Here is a 19,476-nt window from a genome sequence, read left to right on the forward strand (position 1 = left end):
GACCTCGAGCGAGGCGGCAAGTGTGACCTTGGCAACAGTTCCGCTATGGACTGCAGGTGACCCGAAGGCAACCCGGACAGTTCCACCGGCGCATGCTCTCGACAAGGCCTCATCAGCACATACGGGCACGAGCGCCGGACGCGACCCCGAATCCCGAGTTTCCACATTCATCCACAGGGCTGTGAGTGTTGACGCATCCCCGACACCAAGTGGCGAACGCCTCGAGTTCCGACAAAGTTGCAGGTAGATCAATTTCTCGATCACTTTGACGAATTTGGTTGACGAAAAAACCGACTCAGTGCAGGTTTGTCCACATCTGTGGATAATTGTGTGGAAACACAGCCCAGGTGGCATATTCGTAGCCTGTTACGGGGTTCTCACCCCGGGTGGTAATCCACCGAATCATTCGACGCCGCAGCCATACGCTCGGCAGCTGCAGCACACCCACTGTCGGCGAAACACGGGAAGGAACCACGTGAACGACGATCCCAACGCGCTCGCACGGGTCTGGGTCGACGTGGTTGCAGAACTCACGAGTGATGACCCCGGAAGTAATCTTCCGGCTTTGAGCAGCAAGCAGAAGGCATTTGTCCGTCTGGTGAGGCCTCTCACACTTGCTCAGGGTTTTGCACTCCTCTCGGTTCCATCGCCATTTGCTCAAGAGACGATCGAGCGCGATCTACGCGAGCCGATCCTGCAGGCACTCGGGCGCCACCTCGGCGGCCAGGTCGAGGGACTCGGTGTCCGCATTGCACTCGAAGACGATGCCGACGCACCCGCCGAACCGGTCGAGGAGCGCACGGGCAGCCGTCAGTTCGAGTCGGTCAACTCATCGGGCGCATACCGTCGGCGCAGATTCACCGAAGGCGACGGCGAACCTTCGGACTCCGAGACTGCCGAGACCGAAGAAGTCGACGACGACCGCGAAGCACTCGCGAGCGTTCACGAATCGTGGCCGTCGTACTTCACGAAGCCGCCCGCTACTCCTTCTGCTTCGGGGTCCGGCGCCAACAGCCTCAATGCGAAGTACACCTTCGACACTTTTGTGATCGGATCGTCCAACCGATTCGCTCATGCCGCTGCCGTCGCGATCGCGGAGGCGCCGGCGCGTGCGTACAACCCCTTGTTCATCTGGGGAGCTTCGGGCCTGGGCAAGACGCACCTTCTTCATGCGGCCGGCCACTACGCACAGCGACTGTTCCCCGGCATGCGGGTCAAGTACGTCTCGACCGAAGAATTCACCAACGACTTCATCAACAGTCTTCGTGACGACCGCAAGGTCGCGTTCAAGCGTCGCTACCGGGAAACGGATGTCCTGCTGGTCGACGACATCCAGTTCATCGAAGGCAAGGAAGGTATTCAGGAGGAGTTCTTCCATACCTTCAACACCTTGCACAACGCGAACAAGCAGATCGTCGTTTCCTCGGACCGTCCGCCCAAACAGTTGGCAACCCTCGAGGAGCGTCTGCGGACGCGCTTCGAATGGGGCCTGATCACCGACGTTCAGCCGCCTGAGCTCGAGACGCGTATCGCGATTCTGAGCAAGAAGGCGAGGATGGATCGCCTCGAGGTCCCGCACGACGTCCTCGAGTTGATCGCCAGCCGTATCGAGCGCAACATTCGTGAACTCGAGGGCGCGTTGATCCGCGTCACCGCTTTTGCCTCGCTCAACCGCCAGCCGTTGGATCTGACGTTGGCCGAGGTGGTCCTGCGCGATCTGATGCCCGATTCGTCGAGCCTCGAGATCAACGCGGCGACGATCATGGCGGTGACGGCCGAATACTTCAACATGTCGATCGACGACCTGTGTGGGCCGGGTAAGGCCCGGCCACTCGCTCAGGCCCGCCAGATCTCGATGTATTTGTGCCGTGAGCTCACTGATTTGTCCTTGCCGAAGATCGGTCAGACGTTCGGCCGTGACCACACGACGGTCATGTACGCCGACAAGAAGATCCGTAAGGAAATGACGGAACGCCGCAAGGTGTACGACCAGGTTCAGGAGTTGACCGCAAGGATCAAGCAGCGCTCCAAGCGTTGACCTGCACTTATTTCGATCGATGCCGCTCGAGGCAGAGGTTCCCTCGAGCGGCATCGGTGTATTCGAAGGGTTCCACGTGCGGTCCCCTCGAGGGCGGTTGTCCACCTCGAGGGACGACACGCCGGAGTCAGACACGCCGATGAGAACAAACTCTTCGTTTCTTGTGAAAAGTATTCACATCTGTGGATAAGTGTGTTGATAACTCCGAAAGTCTGTGGAGTTCTCGAGGAGGAATCCGAAAACTTTCAGAGAGTGCACAGAGGGGGTCGATTGGTCCTCGAGTCTGTCCTCGAGAAGTGCACAGGCCCTCGAGGGGACCTACCAGCGTCGACAACCGTTGCTCCACAGATTGCACAGGACTTATTACTACTACTGAGAATTTCCTAGGAAAAGCTCTTTGAAAATAGTTCTGGGGACAACTCCTGTTGAGAACCTCGCCTCAGGCTGCGCTCGCCGCGGCTTCGGCTTTCCACTTGCGCCCTCGAGGGCATACGGTGGGCATCGCTTGGTCTGTGTCAGACTTCAAGTGAGCTGATGCAGATCCGCAGCAGACGAACATGCCTACCGAGAGGAATAACCCGGCGATGGAGCTTGGAAGCCTGAAGTTTCGCGTTTCCCGGGAAGAGTTCGCTGATTCAGTAGCGTGGGTTGCTCGTAGCCTGCCCTCGAGGCCACCCGTGCCGGTTCTCGGCGGAGTTCTTCTCGACGCAACCGAAGCCGGCCTCACCGTTTCCGGGTTCGACTACGAGGTATCCGCGCAGGTCCGCGTCTCGGCAGATGTCACAACTGCAGGTCAGGCACTCGTCTCCGGTCGCCTCCTCGCAGATATCACCAAGTCGCTTCCCAACAAGCCGGTCGATGTGACCCTCGAGGGCACTCGCGTGCTCATCTCGTGCGGAAGCGCCAAGTTCTCCCTGCCCACGATGCCGGTCGAGGACTACCCCCAGCTTCCGACGCTTCCGCAGCAGTCCGGGTCCATTCCCGTCGACCTGTTCTCCGAAGCCATCAGCCAGGTAGCTGTTGCAGCCGGCAAGGACGACACCCTTCCGATGCTCACGGGTATCCGTGTCGAGATCGAACAGAATTCGATCGTCCTCGCCGCTACCGACCGCTTCCGTCTCGCCGTACGTGAACTCGAGTGGACTCCGGCCAATCCCGACGTCCAGGCTGCTGTTCTCATCCCGGCCAAGACTTTGTCCGAGTCCGCGAAAACGCTTGCCGGCAATGCAAATTCGCCGGTCGAGTTGGCTCTCGGCTCCGGTACGACCATCGGAAACGACGGACTCCTCGGCATCGTCAACGACGGACGCCGCACCACGACGCGCCTCCTCGACGCCGAGTTCCCGAAGTTCCGTCAGTTGCTGCCTGCTCAGCACACCGCGATGGCAACGGTCGAGGTCACGCCTCTCATCGAAGCCATCAAGCGTGTAGCACTCGTCGCCGAGCGTGGCGCACAGGTTCGCATGCAGTTCTCCGCTGACGGCCTGCTCCTCTCTGCGGGTGGCGACGACGCCGGCCGCGCGGAAGAGACGCTCAACGCGTCGTTCCAGGGCGAAGCACTCACCATTGCGTTCAACCCCGGTTACCTGATCGACGGGTTGAACTCGCTTCACAGCGAAAACGTTCTGTTCGGTTTCACCACTCCCAGCCGTCCGGCTGTTCTTCGCCCCGCGGCCGAGGAAGAGCCCACGGCAGACGAGTCCGGTAACTTCGCTGCGCCCTCGAGCGAGTACACGTACCTGCTGATGCCGGTTCGCCTTCCGGGCTGAGTGGAACCCCGCACTTCAGTTCGCGCCTGACCAGGGAGAACAGTATGAAGATCGGACTCGTAGGTCTCGGCAAGATGGGCTTCAACATGCGTGAGCGCTTGCGCGCGCATGGCCTCGAGGTGATCGGATACGACCCTCGACCGGAAGTCACCGATGTCGGGTCACTTGCCGAACTCGCTGCTTCCCTCGAGGGACCTCGAGTCGTCTGGGTGATGGTTCCGGCCGGTGACATCACCCAGAGCACCATTGCCGAGCTGGCGGATGCCCTCGAGGGTGGCGATCTGGTCATCGACGGTGGGAACTCGCGTTACACCGACGATGCTGTCCATGCCGAGCTTCTGGGCGCCCGTGGGATCGGTTTCCTCGACTGCGGTGTCTCCGGTGGCATCTGGGGCCGTGAGAACGGATACGGCCTGATGGTGGGCGGATCCGAGCCCGACGTGGCAAAGGCAATGCCGATCTTCGACGCCCTTCGCCCCGACGGCGACGCTGCAGACGGTTTTGTCCACGCCGGCCCCGTCGGTGCTGGTCATTACGCGAAGATGGTGCACAACGGCATCGAATACGGCCTGATGCAGGCGTATGCCGAGGGGTACGAGCTCCTCGAGGCGGAAAGCCTGATCGCGGACGTTCCGGGCGTGCTCCGAGCTTGGTCGAAGGGAACCGTCGTACGTTCGTGGTTGCTCGATCTGCTTGTCGACGCCCTCGAGGAAGATCCAGAGCTTGCGCAGATCACGGGCTATACCGAGGATTCCGGTGAGGGCCGCTGGACGGTCGAGGAAGCCATCAAGCACGCGGTCCCCGCTCCCGTCATCTCCGCTGCTCTGTTCGCGAGATTTGCTTCACGACAGGATGATTCACCGGCCATGAAGGCGGTGTCGGCCTTGCGCAATCAGTTCGGTGGTCACGCGGTCAAGAGCGCTTCGCCCAAGAATTCGGCTTCTGGAAGCTAAGTGTTCGTTCGTAGATTTTCGCTGCGTGACTTCCGATCCTGGGATTCGCTGACGCTTGACCTCACGCCGGGGACAACCGTCTTCCTCGGTTCGAACGGGCACGGTAAAACGAACGTCCTCGAGTCGCTCGGGTATCTGTCGACGCTGTCGTCACATCGAGTGTCCACGGATGCACCGATGATCCGCAGTGGTTCCGCCAGTGCCTTTGCCGGTGCAACGGTGGTCAACAACGGGCGCGAACTGACCATCGATGTCGAACTGATCGAGGGAAAGTCCAACCGTGCCAGGATAAATCAGTCTCCGACGCGTCGTCCGCGTGAAGTGCTGGGGATTCTACAGTCGGTGATGTTCGCGCCGGAAGACCTGTCGTTGGTTCGCGGTGATCCTGGTGATCGTCGACGCTATCTCGACGAGTTGTTGACGTCCCGGATTCCCCGAATGGCTGCTGTCCGTGCAGATTACGACAAGGTGCTGCGCCAGCGTTCGGCGCTACTCAAAACTGCCGGTGCGGCTTTGCGTCGCGGTTCTCGAGGTGGCGAGTCCGACAACGTCCTCTCCACCCTCGAGGTGTGGGACGGGCATCTGGCTGCTCACGGCGCACAATTGTTGGCCGGGCGCCTCGAGTTGGTCCATGATCTGGCGCCGCATCTGGCGGAGTCGTATCGTTCCATCGCACCCGAATCCCGGCCGGCGTCGATTCGATACAAGAGCAGTCTGGGGTCCTCGTTGGATCCCGAATTCACCGATCCTGCAAGGATTTCCGGTATCGACGACGTTGCATACCTCGAGGAGAGATTCCATCTCGAGTTGGCGCAGATGAGGTCGAAGGAAATCGATCGCGGAGTGTGTCTGGTCGGTCCGCATCGGGACGACCTGGAGCTGATTCTCGGCGACAGTCCGGCGAAAGGTTTTGCCAGCCATGGTGAATCGTGGTCTTTTGCGCTTTCGCTGAGACTGGCAGGTTTTGCTCTGTTGCGCGCGGACGGCAGCGACCCGGTCCTGATGCTCGACGATGTCTTCGCGGAATTGGACCGTCGTCGCCGTCGTGCGCTCGCCACCGTTGCCGCCACCGCAGAACAGGTACTGATCACAGCTGCTGTTCCCGAGGACGTACCGGACGAACTCGAGGCGGCCAAGTTCGGCGTCGAAGCCTCCGATACCGGAGACGGTCGGATATCCCGGATAGTGCCCGTAGGCTCGACAGATCAGGAGGTCGAGTTCGATGACTGAAGACAGCAGCGCGGCTCCGGAGCCCGAGCTCAAAGGGATCGATCTGGCGCGCCGTGCCCTCGAGGAGGCACGCGCGACGGCAAAGGCCAACGGCAAGGCCGTCGGGCAGGGGCGATCGTCGCCCAAATACGGAAGTGGCCGACCGCGTCGACGCAGCGGTTGGTCCGGCCCCGGCCCGGATGCGCGGGACCCTCAGCCGTTCGGCGCTCTCACCAGCGCTATCTCCAAATCGCGTGGGTGGTCCCCCAAGGTGTCCGAGGGCACGGTCCTCGGTCGGTGGCCGCAGGTCGTCGGAGAAGACATCTCCGCGCACGCCGAGCCGATCTCTCTGAAAGAAGGTGTTCTCAGCATCTCCGCCGAGTCGACGGCGTGGGCTACCCAGTTGCGCATGATGCAGTCCCAGATTCTGGCCAAGATCGCTGCTGCCGTCGGTGACGGCGTCGTGAAGACACTGCGGATCACCGGTCCGAGTGCGCCTAGCTGGCGCAAGGGAGAAAGGCATGTGAAAGGCCGCGGACCTCGCGATACGTACGGCTGAGGAAAACTCAACCAGGCCCTGGTTCTACCTATTACTTCGTGTTACAGTTAAAACTCGCTAGTGAGTGAACTGTGTCACAAGGCTGTCGTTCCCCACCGATCGGCAGGCATGAAGGAGTAGCTAGATGTCGCAGAAGATATCGACACCCGCTTCGTCGTTCGCCGAGCCGGATCACATCCTGTTGCAGGCTCGCAATGTCGAGTTCGACTGGTCCGATCTGCCCATGCACTGGATTCCGGGCGATCCGTTCAGCACACACGTTCTCAACGTGCTTCACCTTCTCCTCCCCGCCGGTGAGGAATGGTTTGTCGAGACCTTCAAGGAAGCTCTTCCTCTGATCGAGGACGAGAAACTCCGTGAAGACGTCGTCGGATTCATCGGCCAAGAGGCGATGCACTCCAACGCGCACTCGGGTGTCCTGGTCCATCTCAAGGAAAACGGCCTCGATCCGACGCCGTACACCCAGCAGATGGAGTGGGCATTCTCGAAGCTGCTCGGACCGCGTCCGATGACGGGTCTGCGTGCCGAGAATCACCTGGTGGAGCGCTTGGCGATCATCGCGGCCATCGAACACATCACGGCTTTTCTCGGCGACTGGGTGCTCAACGCCAAGGGACTGGACAAAGCCGGCATGCACCCGACCATGCTTGATCTCCTTCGCTGGCACGGCGCCGAAGAAGTCGAACACCGCGCCGTCGCGTACGACGTGATGCGCTACTTCGACAAGCGTGAGACCCGCCGGATCCGTACCCAGATCCTCGTCACGCCCGCAATCGTGTGGCTGTGGATTCGTGGTACCCGGTTCTTGATGCGCAACGATCCCGAGCTTGCCGCTCAGGCTCCCAGCCGTCGACGCCCCCACCTGTCCGATTTCATCGCGGCCGGTAAGCGCGGCACAGTTCCCACGTCGTTCGAGCTGGTCAAGCGGATGTCGACCTACTTCAGCAAGTCCTATCACCCCAGTAACGAGGGCTCGACCGCCCAGGCGGTGCAATACCTCGCGTCGTCACCCGCAGCCCAGGCGGCCGCACGGTGATTTCACTCTCGAGGGTCAAGGACGTCATCTCCGGGCACGACGGGTTGCCGCGGTTTCCGGCGCCACCCGATCTGTCCGGCAAGAACCGTCCCGACCGCGCCATGCGCATCACGGAGTTGTTGGCGGACAAGTACCTTCGGGTGTTGACGGCCTACGACTACAACCCCGCGATCGCGGGCCACAACCCCGACACGGCCATGAACATGGTGGTCAGCACACGTGAGGTGGTGGCAACCGACGAGAACGTCGTTCGCCTGCGCTTCGAATCCGCCGACGGCTCACCGATTCCGCCGTGGCATCCGGGTTCGCACCTGGACTTCCATCTACCTTCGGGTCTGCGGCGTCAGTATTCGCTGTGCGGTGACCCGGCCGATCGCACGGGATACAGCGTCGCGGTGCGCCGGATCCCCGACGGCGGTGGCGGTTCCATCGAGATGCACGCTCTCCAGCCCGGTGAGCACGTCACGGTACGCGGACCACGCAACGGCTTCCCGTTTGTCGGAGAAGGCAGCGCGTTGTTCGTCGCCGGCGGCATCGGTATCACGCCGATCATCGCAATGGTCCGTGCGGCAAGAGAATTGGGGATGGACTGGTACTTCGTGTACTCGGGCCGCTCCCGTGAATCCATGCCGTTCCTCGACGAGATCGCAACCTGGGATCCCGAGCGTGTCTTCGTGCGCCCGGACGACGAGTTCGGATTGCCCACCACCACAGACCTTCTCGGACGAGCGCCGGTCGGCGGCGCCGTGTACTGCTGTGGCCCGACGCCGATGCTCGATGCCGTCCGCCGCGGTTTCCGCGATACACCCTCCACCGCTTTGCATTTCGAGCGGTTCGGGGCTCCGCCGGTGATCGACGGCAAGGAATTCGAAGTGCAGCTTGTCAATTCGGGACAGGTGCTCACCGTGCCCGCCGACGAGTCCGCGCTCGACGTCATCAAGAAGACATTGCCCGGTGTCGGGTACTCGTGTCAGCAGGGTTTCTGCGGAACCTGTCGTGTGAAGGTGCTCGCGGGTAAACCCGATCACCGCGAAAGGCGTCTGACCGACACCGAACAGGAAACGGAGATGCTCATCTGCGTATCCCGTTCCGACAGTGGACGTCTCGTTCTCGATCTCTAGATATTTCCCGACTCCGAAGGGTTCGACAATGTCGAAGCACTCTCCTGTCCATGCCGTGACCGCGCGTCGCGTGACCAACGGTTCCGTCAGCCTGGCTGTGTTCGAGCAGGGCAAGGCAGACGGCGAGACCATCGTCCTGGTGCATGGTTGGCCCGACACCCATGAATTGTGGAACCGCATCGTGCCTTTGCTGGCAGACGACTTCCGCGTCGTCAGCTACGACAGCCGCGGGGCCGGTGAGAGCACGATCCCCTCAAGGGTGCAGGACTACCAACTGAGCGCACTGGCCGGCGATCTTTTTGCCGTCATCGACGCGGTCAGCCCGGGCAAGCCGGTGCACGTCCTCGCGCACGACTGGGGATCCGTCGAAACGTGGGAAGCGGTCTGCGAGCCGGGTGCCGAAGAGAAGATCGCGTCGTTCTCATCCATCTCGGGTCCGAATCTCGATCATCTCGGTAAGTGGATCCGGGCGAGCGCGTCCAAGCGTCGTTTCCTCGGCCCGGCGGCGCAGGGAATTGCGTCGGCCTACACCGTTCTGTTCCAGATTCCCGGGCTGTGCACCCTTCCGTTGCGTCTGTGGTTCTCCAAGCACTGGCCGGCATTTCTGGGCTTCTTCGACGGTCTGGACCCCCGTGTGGTCAACACCGCGCCCACCATCGCCGACGACATGGTGAACGGACTCAAGCTTTATCGCGCGAACATCCGGCCGTCGCTCGGCAAGCCGCGGGATCGGTACACGGACGTGCCTGTTCAGCTCATTCTGAACAAGTACGACAAAGCCGTTCGTCCGGTGGGATACGAAGACACCGAAAAATGGGTCTCCGACCTGCAGCGACGTGAAATTGCCGCGGGACACTGGTCGCCGTTTTCACATCCGGGTGAGGTTGCCGAACATGCGCGGGCATTTATCGCGAGCCTGAGAGAGCGTCGCTCGGAGAAGCAAAGTTCCTAGCGTTTCACCTTCCGGGGATCGTAAAAATTCGTCTGCGGCGCAGCCAGGGGTGTCATTGGCCGCTTCTAGTCGGTGCTTACCAGTAAGATGGTCAACGGTAACTAGCGGCAACATTCTCGAACCCGCTCCGACGACACCCGCAAGGGCTTGCTGACGGCTGCGCTCGAGTATTGACGGAGAAGGAGAGCTACCCACCCGTGGCTGCCCAGAAGTCAGATACAAGCACTTCCAGCAAGGACTACAACGCGTCGTCCATCACCGTCCTCGAAGGACTCGAGGCGGTACGTAAGCGTCCAGGCATGTACATCGGTTCCACCGGTGAACGCGGTCTGCACCACCTCATTTGGGAGGTCGTCGACAACTCGGTCGACGAGGCGATGGCCGGACACGCCACCAAGGTCGAGGTCACCCTCCTCGAAGACGGCGGAATCCGCGTCATCGACGACGGCCGTGGCATCCCGGTCGGCATGCACGCCTCCGGAGTCCCCACCGTCGAGGTCGTGCTGACCCAGCTGCACGCCGGCGGCAAGTTCGACTCCGACTCCTACGCCGTCTCCGGTGGTCTGCACGGCGTCGGTATCTCGGTGGTCAACGCGCTTTCCACCCGGCTCGACGTCGACATCAAGGTCGACGGCTACCGGTGGCAGCAGACGTACACCGATTCCAAGCCGGGAGAGCTCGTACAGGGCGACCCGACGAAGGAGACCGGCACCACCGTCAGTTTCTGGGCCGATCCCGAGATCTTCGAGACCACCCGCTACAACTTCGAGACCGTTGCGCGTCGTCTGCAGGAAATGGCCTTCCTCAACAAGGGCCTGACCATCACGCTGACCGACGAGCGCGCCGAGGTCATCGACGACGAAGCTGCCGAGGTGGCCGAGGCTCCCAAGTCTGCTGCCGAAGAAGCCGAAGAAGCTGCTCAGGCAGCGCCGCGTAAGTCCAAGACCCGTATCTACCACTACCCCGGTGGACTCGAGGACTACGTCCGGCACATCAACAAGAGCAAGACCCCGATCCACAACTCGGTCGTCGGATTCACCGCCAAGGGCACCGGCCACGAGCTCGAGGTCGCAATGCAGTGGAACTCCGGATACTCGGAGTCCGTGCACACCTTCGCCAACACCATCAACACCCACGAGGGTGGTACCCACGAAGAGGGCTTCCGCGCCGCACTGACCGCAACGGTCAACAAGTACGCGCTCGAAAAGAAGCTGCTCAAGGACAAAGATCCCAAGCTCACCGGTGACGACATCCGTGAAGGACTCGCGGCCATCATCTCGGTGAAGGTCGGTGAACCCCAGTTCGAGGGTCAGACCAAGACCAAGCTCGGCAATACCGAGGTCAAGTCCTTCGTGCAGAAGGCGTGCAACGAGCACCTCGCGCACTGGTTCGAGGCGAACCCCGCCGACGCGAAAACCATTGTGAACAAGGCTGTTTCGTCGGCGCAGGCCCGCGTCGCCGCACGTAAGGCGCGTGAGCTGGTCCGTCGTAAGAGTGCGACCGACCTCGGTGGCCTGCCAGGCAAGCTCGCCGATTGCCGCTCCAACGATCCAGAGAAGTCCGAGATCTACATCGTGGAGGGCGACTCCGCAGGCGGCTCGGCCAAGTCCGGCCGAGACTCGATGTACCAGGCGATCCTCCCGCTCCGCGGAAAGATCATCAACGTCGAGAAGGCGCGTATCGATCGCGTCCTCAAGAACACCGAAGTCCAGTCGATCATCACCGCGTTCGGCACGGGCATCCACGACGAGTTCGACATCGCCAAGCTGCGCTATCACAAGATCGTGCTCATGGCCGACGCCGACGTCGACGGTCAGCACATCGCAACGCTGCTGCTCACGCTGCTGTTCCGCTTCATGCGGCCGCTCGTCGAGCACGGCAAGGTCTACCTCGCGCAGCCGCCGCTGTACAAGCTCAAGTGGCAGAAGGGTGCGCAGCCGGAATTCGCGTACTCCGACCGCGAGCGCGACGCGATGGTCAAGGCCGGCCTCGAGTCCGGCAAGAAGATCAACAAGGACGACGGCATCCAGCGCTACAAAGGCCTCGGCGAGATGAACGCCAAGGAGCTGTGGGAAACCACGATGGACCCGACGGTGCGCGTTCTGCGTCTCGTCACGCTCGACGACGCGGCTGCTGCCGACGAGCTGTTCAGCGTGCTGATGGGCGAAGACGTCGAAGCACGACGCAGCTTCATCACCCGCAATGCCCGGGACGTTCGTTTCCTCGACGTGTAGGCCTGCGGCCCTGTGAGCGGTTGAGGAGTCCCCGGACTCCTTTTCCGCGCACAGGGGCTTGCCCCCTCTTTTAAGAAAGTGAGCTCATGACCGACACCACGTTGCCACCGGACGGTCCGCAACACGACCGGATCGAACCGGTCGACATCCAGCAGGAAATGCAGAACAGCTACATCGACTACGCCATGAGCGTCATCGTCGGTCGCGCTCTGCCGGATGTCCGCGACGGACTCAAGCCGGTGCACCGCCGCGTGCTCTACGCGATGTACGACAACGGATATCGCCCCGACCGCGGATACGTGAAGTCTGCCCGACCGGTCGCCGAGACCATGGGTAACTACCACCCCCACGGCGACTCCTCGATCTACGACACGTTGGTCCGTATGGCCCAGCCGTGGTCGCTGCGTTACCCGCTCGTCGACGGTCAGGGAAACTTCGGATCCCGCGGCAACGACGGCGCAGCCGCCATGCGTTACACCGAGTGCAGGCTCACGCCGCTCGCGATGGAAATGCTGCGCGAAATCGACCACGAGACAGTCGATTTCACCCCGAACTACGACGGCAAGACGCAGGAACCGACGGTTCTGCCCAGCCGAATCCCGAACCTTCTGATCAACGGTTCCAACGGCATCGCCGTCGGTATGGCCACCAACATTCCGCCGCACAACCTGCGTGAAGTTGCCGAGGCCATCTACTGGGCGCTCGAGAACTTCGAGGCGGACGAGGAAGCCACCCTCGCGGCCGTCATGGAGCGCATCAAGGGACCCGACTTCCCGACGCACGGGCTCATCGTCGGTGGACAGGGCATCCAGGACGCCTACACCACCGGCCGTGGCTCCGTCCGTATGCGCGGCGTCGTCGAGATCGAAGAAGATGCCAAGGGCCGCACCACGATCGTCATCACCGAGCTGCCCTACCAGGTCAACCCGGACAACCTGATCACCTCCATCGCGGAGCAGGTTCGTGACGCCAAGATCGGTGGCATCTCCGACATCCACGACGAGTCCTCGGACCGCGTCGGCATGCGCATCGTCGTCACCGTCAAGCGTGACGCCGTTGCCAAGGTCGTGCTGAACAACCTTTACAAGCACACCCAGCTGCAGACCAGCTTCGGCTGCAACATGCTCTCCATCGTCGACGGAGTGCCGCGCACGCTGCGCCTCGACCAGATGATCCGTCTGTACACGGCGCATCAGCTCGAGGTCATCGTTCGTCGTACCAGGTACCTGCTTCGCAAGGCACAGGAGCGCGCCCACATCCTGCGCGGTCTGGTCAAGGCGCTCGACGCTCTGGACGAGGTCATCGCCTTGATCCGTGCGTCGCAGACCGTCGACATCGCTCGCGCGGGATTGATGGAACTCCTCGACGTCGACGAGATCCAGGCCGACGCCATCCTCGGCATGCAGCTGCGTCGTCTGGCCGCCCTCGAGCGTCAGAAGATCGTCGACGAATTGGCCGAGATCGAACTCGAAATCGCGGACCTCGAAGACATTCTGGCTCGCCCGGAGCGTCAGCGCGCGATCGTTCGTGACGAGCTCAAGGAAATCGTCGACAAGTACGGCGACGACCGTCGTACCCGCATCATCGCCGCCGACGGAGACGTCAACGACGAGGATCTGATCGCCCGCGAAGACGTCGTCGTCACGATCACCGAGACCGGTTACGCCAAGCGCACCAAGACCGACCTGTACCGCTCGCAGAAGCGCGGCGGCAAGGGTGTTCAGGGTGCCGGCCTCAAGCAGGACGACATCGTCTCGCACTTCTTCGTCACGTCGACGCACGACTGGCTGCTGTTCTTCACCACGAAGGGCCGCGTCTACCGCGCCAAGGCTTACGAACTGCCCGAGGCGAGCCGTACCGCTCGCGGTCAGCACGTTGCCAACCTGCTGGCCTTCCAGCCGGACGAGCGCATTCAGTCCGTCATCCAGATCAAGACGTACGAAGACGCGCCCTACCTGGTGCTCGCCACTCGCAACGGTCTGGTCAAGAAGTCCAAGCTCACCGACTTCGACTCCAACCGCAGCGGTGGCATCGTCGCCATCAACCTGCGCGGTGAAGACGAACTGGTCGGCGCTGTCCTCTGCTCCGCCGAAGACGACCTCCTTCTCGTCTCGGCACAGGGCCAGTCGATCCGCTTCTCGGCCACCGACGAGGCACTGCGTCCGATGGGCCGCGCCACTTCCGGTGTCCAGGGCATGCGTTTCAACGGTGACGACGAGCTGCTCTCGCTCAACGTCGTTCGTGAAGGAACATTCCTCCTGGTCGCCACGTCGGGCGGTTACTCCAAGCGAACCGGCATGGAGGACTACCCGGTGCAGGGTCGCGGCGGCAAGGGCGTGCTCACGATTCAGTACGACAAGAAACGTGGCACTCTGGTCGGTGCGCTCATCGTCGACGACGACGACGAGCTGTACGCGATCACCTCGGGCGGCGGCGTCATCAGGACGGCTGCCAAGCAGGTTCGTAAGGCGGGACGCCAGACCAAGGGCGTGCGTCTGATGAACCTCGGCGAAGGCGACACACTGCTCGCGATTGCGCGCAACGCCGACGAGCCCGAAGAGCTCGCTGCAGAGACCACCGACAACGCAGACAATGCCGATGGAGCTAAGGAGTCCTAGTGAGCACTCCCAACCAGCCGGGCAGTGACCAGAAGAGCGAAAGCACTTCAGGTTCGACGCCACCGAAGCCGGAGCAGGCAACTGCTCCGGCGGGGCCGCAGACCTCGAAACCTGCAGCTCCAGCGGACGGCGGACCCAAAGCTTCCGAGGCAGCTCCGGCGCCCAAGGCACCGGAGCCGCCTCGCGGCCCGTCGGCTCAGAAGCCGGCAGGTGGGGCTTCCGACGCCGCGGGTGCGGCCAAGGGTCAAGCTCCTTCCGCTCCTTCAGTGGCTCCGGCTGCGCCGGTAACTCCGGCAAAGGGTGACGGTCAGGCTCCGCCGCAACCGGTTGCCAATCAGGCTCGTGGCAGCCAGGCGCCGCCGTGGCAACGCGGACCCCAGCCGTCGGGTCAGCCGCAGGGGCAGCCAGCTCAGAACCCGGCTGCTCAGAACCCGGCGTCCAAAGCCCCGGCGTCGAAGACTCAGCCACCGCAAAGTCAGGCGCCGCAAAGTCTGCCGCAGACCAACATCACGCGCCCAGCCGGCGCTGGTGCTCCTGCGGGTCGTCCGGCAGCTCCTGCCGGGGGTAAGCCGCCTGCGGGTCCGCAGCGTCCTGCAGCGGCCGGCCCGGCGCAGGGTGGTCCGGTGCAGGGTGGTCCGGCCAAAAACCCCGCGCAGGGTGGTGCGCCGAAGGGACAGCCGCAATCGGGTCGCCCCGCTGCCGGTGCACCGACGGGTCGTCCTGCCGGCAACCCGTCGGCACGTCCCGTCGTGACAGGAACGGCGGCTGCCGCAGCTTCCGGTGGCGTCGCCGGCGCGGCAGCAGCCAAGGCTGTTGCACCCTCGGGCGCAAATCCCAAGGCTGCAAATCCCAAGGCTGCAAACGCCACAGTCGCCAATCCCACGGTCGCTAATCCGAAAGCAAAAGCCGCCGCGATCGACGGGCCGACTCGGCACATCGATCGCAAGGATCTACCGAAGGACATGCCTGACCTCTCCGAGGCCAAGCATCCGTTGCCTGCTGCGGTGAAGGGTGAGAAAACTCACGCCGTATCGGCTTCGGTCGTGGACGGTGCGCCACTGCGCGCAACGGTCCAGATCCGTCGTATCGACCCGTGGTCCACGCTCAAGATCACATCCGTGATCTCGGTGTCGCTGTTCTTCGTGTGGATGGTGGCCGTCGGACTGCTCTACGTCGTTCTCGACGGCATGGGCGTCTGGGATCGCCTGAACAACGCGTTCACCGACATCGTTGCCGATGGCGGCTCCGACGGTCTGGTGACGGCCGGCCAGGTGTTCGGCTACGCCGCACTGATCGGTATCGCGAACATGGTGCTTTTCACGGCACTCGTCACGATCGGATCGTTCATCTACAACCTCTGCAGCGACCTGGTTGGCGGCGTCGAGGTAACTCTCGCCGACCGCGACTGACCTGCGAAAACATTGCTCCGCCGGGCCCGTTTTGGTGTCAGCGGCCCGGTGGGGTAATCTTTGGAATCGGTTCAGGGGCCTATAGCTCAGGTGGTTAGAGCGCTTTACTGATAATGAAGAGGTCGGAGGTTCAAGTCCTCCTAGGCCCACTCCCATGTGCCGAAGAAGGGTTGCTGGAATGAAGGTTTTCCTGCTTGTCGGGGCCGGAATTCTGGTAGCTCTCGGGGTCACCAAGCTGATCAAAAGTCAGCGCGGAGACAAGGTTTGGCACGATTTGGAAACAGGATAGAACCTAGGTACTCTGACTCCGGTCAGAAAACCGAACGGGGCCTTAGCTCAGTTGGTAGAGCGCTGCCTTTGCAAGGCAGATGTCAGGAGTTCGAATCTCCTAGGCTCCACAGTAAGAAAACACCCTCCCGGATCCCGGGAGGGTGTTTTTGTATGCCGATGTCCGACCAGCCGGTGCCCGACTCGTGGCCCTCCCGCTTTTGAGCGAACGGCACTTTCGGCGCACTGAAGGCGATGAACATGCCGTTCGCTCGGAGTGGGGTGGCCAGAACCGCGCCCACTATGGACCGTTCGTCCCGAATTCTCCGGAAAGTCTAGTGGTCATAACCAGCCGGGCGTAGTTTGAGGAGAACCCAATTTCAGGAGGTTCGTAGTGCTTCACAACGACATTCCCAGCCATGGTGAAATTGCCGCACTCGCGGAGGTGGAGGGGCCCACCTGCATCACCATCGTTACTCCGACTGAAGATGCGCCGCAGGATTACGACAAAGCGCGCATAGCCTTCAAGGACCAGGTCCGCTCGGCACTCGCATCGGTGGAGGATCCGGCCGAGCGCAAGCAGTTCGAGGCCGAATACGCAGAACTCGACGACGACGACGATTTCTGGCGCTTCCAGTCGCGCTCATTGGTCACGTACGCGACGCCGGAGCGTCTGGTGACCTTCCGCCTCCCCAACCGTCTGCAGGCGCTCGAAACGGTCAGCGATCGGTTTCATCTCAAGCCACTGCTCCGTTCGGTGACGTTCCCCCAGACGGCGTTTGTTCTCGCTCTGGCAGAGGGTTCGGTGCGACTGATCGAGATCGCTGCCGATCAGCCGGCCGACGAGGTCCGTGTTCAGGGAATGCCGAAGAACGCTGCGGATCACGCGGGCAAGTCGTCAATCAACAGCCGTACCGAAGCGGGTCGGTTGTCGGGGTCGGACAGCCGAAAGTTGCGCGTCAATCAGTACGCCCGCGCAGTCGATCACGAGGTCCGCGGTGTGCTCGCCGGCCGTGACGTCCCCTTGATTCTGGCCGCTGCGGAACCCATCGCGTCGGTGTATCGCTCCGTGAATTCGTACCGCCACCTGGTCGACAAAACCGTCGAGGGAAACCCGGAAGCCTTGTCGACGCAGGAAGTGGCGGACGGTTCGCGTCCGGCGCTCGACGACTTCCATGCCGAGCAGCTGGCGGCGGTGCGGGACACCTTCAATGTGCGCACGGAACAGGGACGCACTCAGACGGACGTCGCCGACGTGGCAACAGCCGCGACGTACGGACAGGTCGACACCGTTTTCATCGACATAGATTCCGTCGTACCCGGAAGTCTCGATCCCCAGACGGGCGCTCTCACGACCGGTGAGTCGACTAACGGAAGCACCTACGGGGTCGTCGACGAGATCGCTCGTCGTGCGCTCCTGACGGGTGCGCGGGTGCTCGCTGTTCGCGCGGAGGACATTCCGGGCGGCGGCGCAGTTGCCGCGATTTTGCGCTTCGCCCCGTAAACAGACTGGACGCGTGTGCGCCTCGTGACCTGATTCGGGCACGGGGCGCATACGATTCCGGCATGAAACGTGTGTGGGAACGGCTGCGCCTCTATTGCAAGACGCTGCACCCGGTCGGGCTTGCCTTTGCTCTGGTCTTCTTCACCTGGTCGATGAGTCCGTCCCTGTTGCCGCGCGCGTGGTACCTGCAGGGCGTTGCGACGGGCATCTCGCTCGCCATGGGATACGGCGTCGGCGTGACGGTTGCCTGGATGATCCGCAAGTGCGGCGTCGAACCGCAGTGGTCGGATCGCACCAAGAAGATCGGCTGGCGAATCCTGTTGGTCGCGGCCGTCATTCTGGTGCCGACGTTCTTGGTCCTCGGTTCGTGGTGGCAGCAGATCGTTCGCGATCTCGTGGAAGCTCCACGCACCAATCAAGCGAATTATCTTCTGGTGCTGATGATTTCGCTCGGAATCTGGTTCATCCTGCTCGAGGCAGGCCGTGGTCTTCGGTTCACCACCAACAAGCTCACCGCCGTCGCACTACGGTTCGTTCCCCTCGAGGCGGCGAAGGTCGGCAGCTTGATCGTCATCTTCGCCCTCGGCATCTTCATCGTGAACGGTGCGCTGTACAACGGGCTGATCGCCTTCGCGAACTGGAGTTTCTCCGGTGCGGATCACGAAACACCGGACGGCATCGAACAGCCCATGATTGCAGAGCGGAGCGGTTCGCCGATGTCCGCCGAGGCTTGGGATTCTCTCGGTCAGGAGGGGCGCACCTTCATGGGTAGCGGTCCCACTGCAGCCGAGATCTCTGCATTGACCGGACGTGAAGCGAAGCAACCGATCCGGGTGTATGCCGGACGTGAATCCTCGGACTCGATCAACGGTGTCGCACAGAGGGTCGTCGACGAGTTGGAGCGCACCGGCGGATTCGACCGCGGAACTCTCGCAGTTGTCACGACCACCGGTCGCGGTTGGGTGAACGAGGACGTCGCGTCGGCGTTCGAGTACGTCGAGGGCGGGGACACGGCGATCGCGTCGATGCAGTACTCGTTCCTTCCGAGTCCGTTGGCCTTCATCGCCGACCGTGAGACGCCGATGATCGCCGGCCGCGCGCTGTTCAACGCGGTGTACGCCAAGTGGATCGACTTGCCCGTTGAGACGCGACCCGAACTGGTTGTCTTCGGTGAGAGCCTCGGCTCCTACGGTGGCCAGGCCGCATTCGCCGGCGCCCAGGACATGATGACGCGCGTCGACGGCGCACTGTGGGTCGGAACCCCCAACTTCACTGCTCAGTGGCAGGAAATCACGGACAGTCGTGACTCGGGCTCACCGGAGATTCTGCCGGTGATCGACGGTGGCCAGGCAATTCGGTTTGCCGGTGATCCGGAAGATCTGGAGCTGAAGTCGGACTGGGACGACGATCGCATCGTGTACTGGCAGCACGCCAGCGACCCGATCACGTGGTGGTCCTTCGACCTGCTGCTCAACAAGCCGGATTGGCTCAAAGAACCGCTGGGTCGCGACGTGGATCCGGGAATGACATGGGTTCCTCTCGTGACCTTCTGGCAGGTAACCCTCGACATGGTCTTCTCGGCTGACGTCCCGTCCGGGCACGGTCACAATTACGGCGAGGATGCAGCGGACATGTGGGCCAAGATCCTGCACCCCGAGGCCTGGACCTCGGCTGATACCGACAAGCTTCGTGCGCTGCTGACCACCAATCTGGAGCCCACGAAGTAGTCGTAAACGGTTGTATTTCAGCCTGTTAAGGCGAAAACCTCACGAAAAAGTGTTACGTGAGGTATGTGTTACTCTGCGTT

The 19,476-nt window shown here is 62.2% G+C and carries 13 protein-coding genes and 2 tRNA genes; all 15 read left to right on the plus strand.

The genetic code is table 11. From position 1 onward, the window contains the following. Positions 1 to 475 precede the first annotated feature (475 nt). The 15 genes from dnaA (at position 476) to A0W34_RS00080 (ending at position 19,396) form a co-directional block, all read left to right on the plus strand. The gene (gene dnaA / locus A0W34_RS00005) at positions 476 to 2,038 is read left to right on the plus strand and encodes a chromosomal replication initiator protein DnaA (protein WP_003942491.1); all 1,563 of its coding nucleotides are present in this window, start codon (positions 476 to 478) and stop codon (positions 2,036 to 2,038) included. A gap of 584 nt (positions 2,039 to 2,622) precedes the next feature. Next, positions 2,623 to 3,807: a DNA polymerase III subunit beta gene (gene dnaN, locus A0W34_RS00010; RefSeq protein ID WP_007729165.1), complete on the plus strand. Its 1,185-nt coding sequence runs from the start codon at positions 2,623 to 2,625 to the stop codon at positions 3,805 to 3,807. Positions 3,808 to 3,851: 44 nt separating this feature from the next. Further along, positions 3,852 to 4,760 (plus strand): phosphogluconate dehydrogenase (NAD(+)-dependent, decarboxylating), encoded by a 909-nt coding sequence (gnd, locus tag A0W34_RS00015; RefSeq protein ID WP_042920749.1) that lies wholly within the window; start codon positions 3,852 to 3,854, stop codon positions 4,758 to 4,760. Continuing rightward, complete coding sequence (gene recF, locus A0W34_RS00020; protein WP_054828073.1) at positions 4,761 to 5,990, plus strand: DNA replication/repair protein RecF; 1,230 nt, start codon at positions 4,761 to 4,763, stop codon at positions 5,988 to 5,990. Beyond that, positions 5,983 to 6,528, plus strand: coding sequence for a DUF721 family protein (locus tag A0W34_RS00025; RefSeq protein ID WP_003942471.1), 546 nt, complete (start codon positions 5,983 to 5,985; stop codon positions 6,526 to 6,528). The genes recF and A0W34_RS00025 overlap by 8 nt, the downstream gene beginning before the upstream one ends. Before the next feature lie 124 nt (positions 6,529 to 6,652). Continuing rightward, positions 6,653 to 7,564, plus strand: a complete 912-nt coding sequence (locus A0W34_RS00030; RefSeq protein WP_007729174.1) for a metal-dependent hydrolase — start codon at positions 6,653 to 6,655, stop codon at positions 7,562 to 7,564. After that, a complete protein-coding gene (locus tag A0W34_RS00035) occupies positions 7,564 to 8,685 on the plus strand; it encodes a PDR/VanB family oxidoreductase (RefSeq protein WP_081558730.1) in 1,122 nt (373 codons plus the stop codon). Before A0W34_RS00030 ends, A0W34_RS00035 begins: the two co-directional genes overlap by 1 nt. A gap of 28 nt (positions 8,686 to 8,713) precedes the next feature. Beyond that, the gene (locus tag A0W34_RS00040; protein ID WP_007729179.1) at positions 8,714 to 9,637 is read left to right on the plus strand and encodes an alpha/beta fold hydrolase; all 924 of its coding nucleotides are present in this window, start codon (positions 8,714 to 8,716) and stop codon (positions 9,635 to 9,637) included. Positions 9,638 to 9,834: 197 nt separating this feature from the next. Then, entirely contained in the window at positions 9,835 to 11,871 is a 2,037-nt protein-coding gene (gene gyrB, locus A0W34_RS00045; protein WP_003942515.1) for a DNA topoisomerase (ATP-hydrolyzing) subunit B, read from the plus strand. Positions 11,872 to 11,957: 86 nt separating this feature from the next. Beyond that, a complete protein-coding gene (gene gyrA, locus A0W34_RS00050; RefSeq protein WP_030536716.1) occupies positions 11,958 to 14,489 on the plus strand; it encodes a DNA gyrase subunit A in 2,532 nt (843 codons plus the stop codon). Beyond that, the gene (locus tag A0W34_RS00055; protein ID WP_081557149.1) at positions 14,489 to 15,898 is read left to right on the plus strand and encodes a DUF3566 domain-containing protein; all 1,410 of its coding nucleotides are present in this window, start codon (positions 14,489 to 14,491) and stop codon (positions 15,896 to 15,898) included. The genes gyrA and A0W34_RS00055 overlap by 1 nt, the downstream gene beginning before the upstream one ends. Before the next feature lie 75 nt (positions 15,899 to 15,973). Next, positions 15,974 to 16,047, plus strand: a tRNA-Ile gene (locus A0W34_RS00060). A gap of 176 nt (positions 16,048 to 16,223) precedes the next feature. Beyond that, positions 16,224 to 16,296 (plus strand) — tRNA-Ala (locus tag A0W34_RS00065). A gap of 263 nt (positions 16,297 to 16,559) precedes the next feature. Continuing rightward, positions 16,560 to 17,669 (plus strand): baeRF11 domain-containing protein, encoded by a 1,110-nt coding sequence (locus tag A0W34_RS00075; RefSeq protein ID WP_030536714.1) that lies wholly within the window; start codon positions 16,560 to 16,562, stop codon positions 17,667 to 17,669. Between the two features lie 62 nt (positions 17,670 to 17,731). Next, complete coding sequence (locus tag A0W34_RS00080; protein ID WP_007729186.1) at positions 17,732 to 19,396, plus strand: alpha/beta hydrolase; 1,665 nt, start codon at positions 17,732 to 17,734, stop codon at positions 19,394 to 19,396. Positions 19,397 to 19,476: the final 80 nt, after the last annotated feature.

Origin of the sequence: Rhodococcus sp. BH4, assembly GCF_002079265.1 — a bacterium.
Taxonomy (GTDB): domain Bacteria; phylum Actinomycetota; class Actinomycetes; order Mycobacteriales; family Mycobacteriaceae; genus Rhodococcus_F; species Rhodococcus_F qingshengii.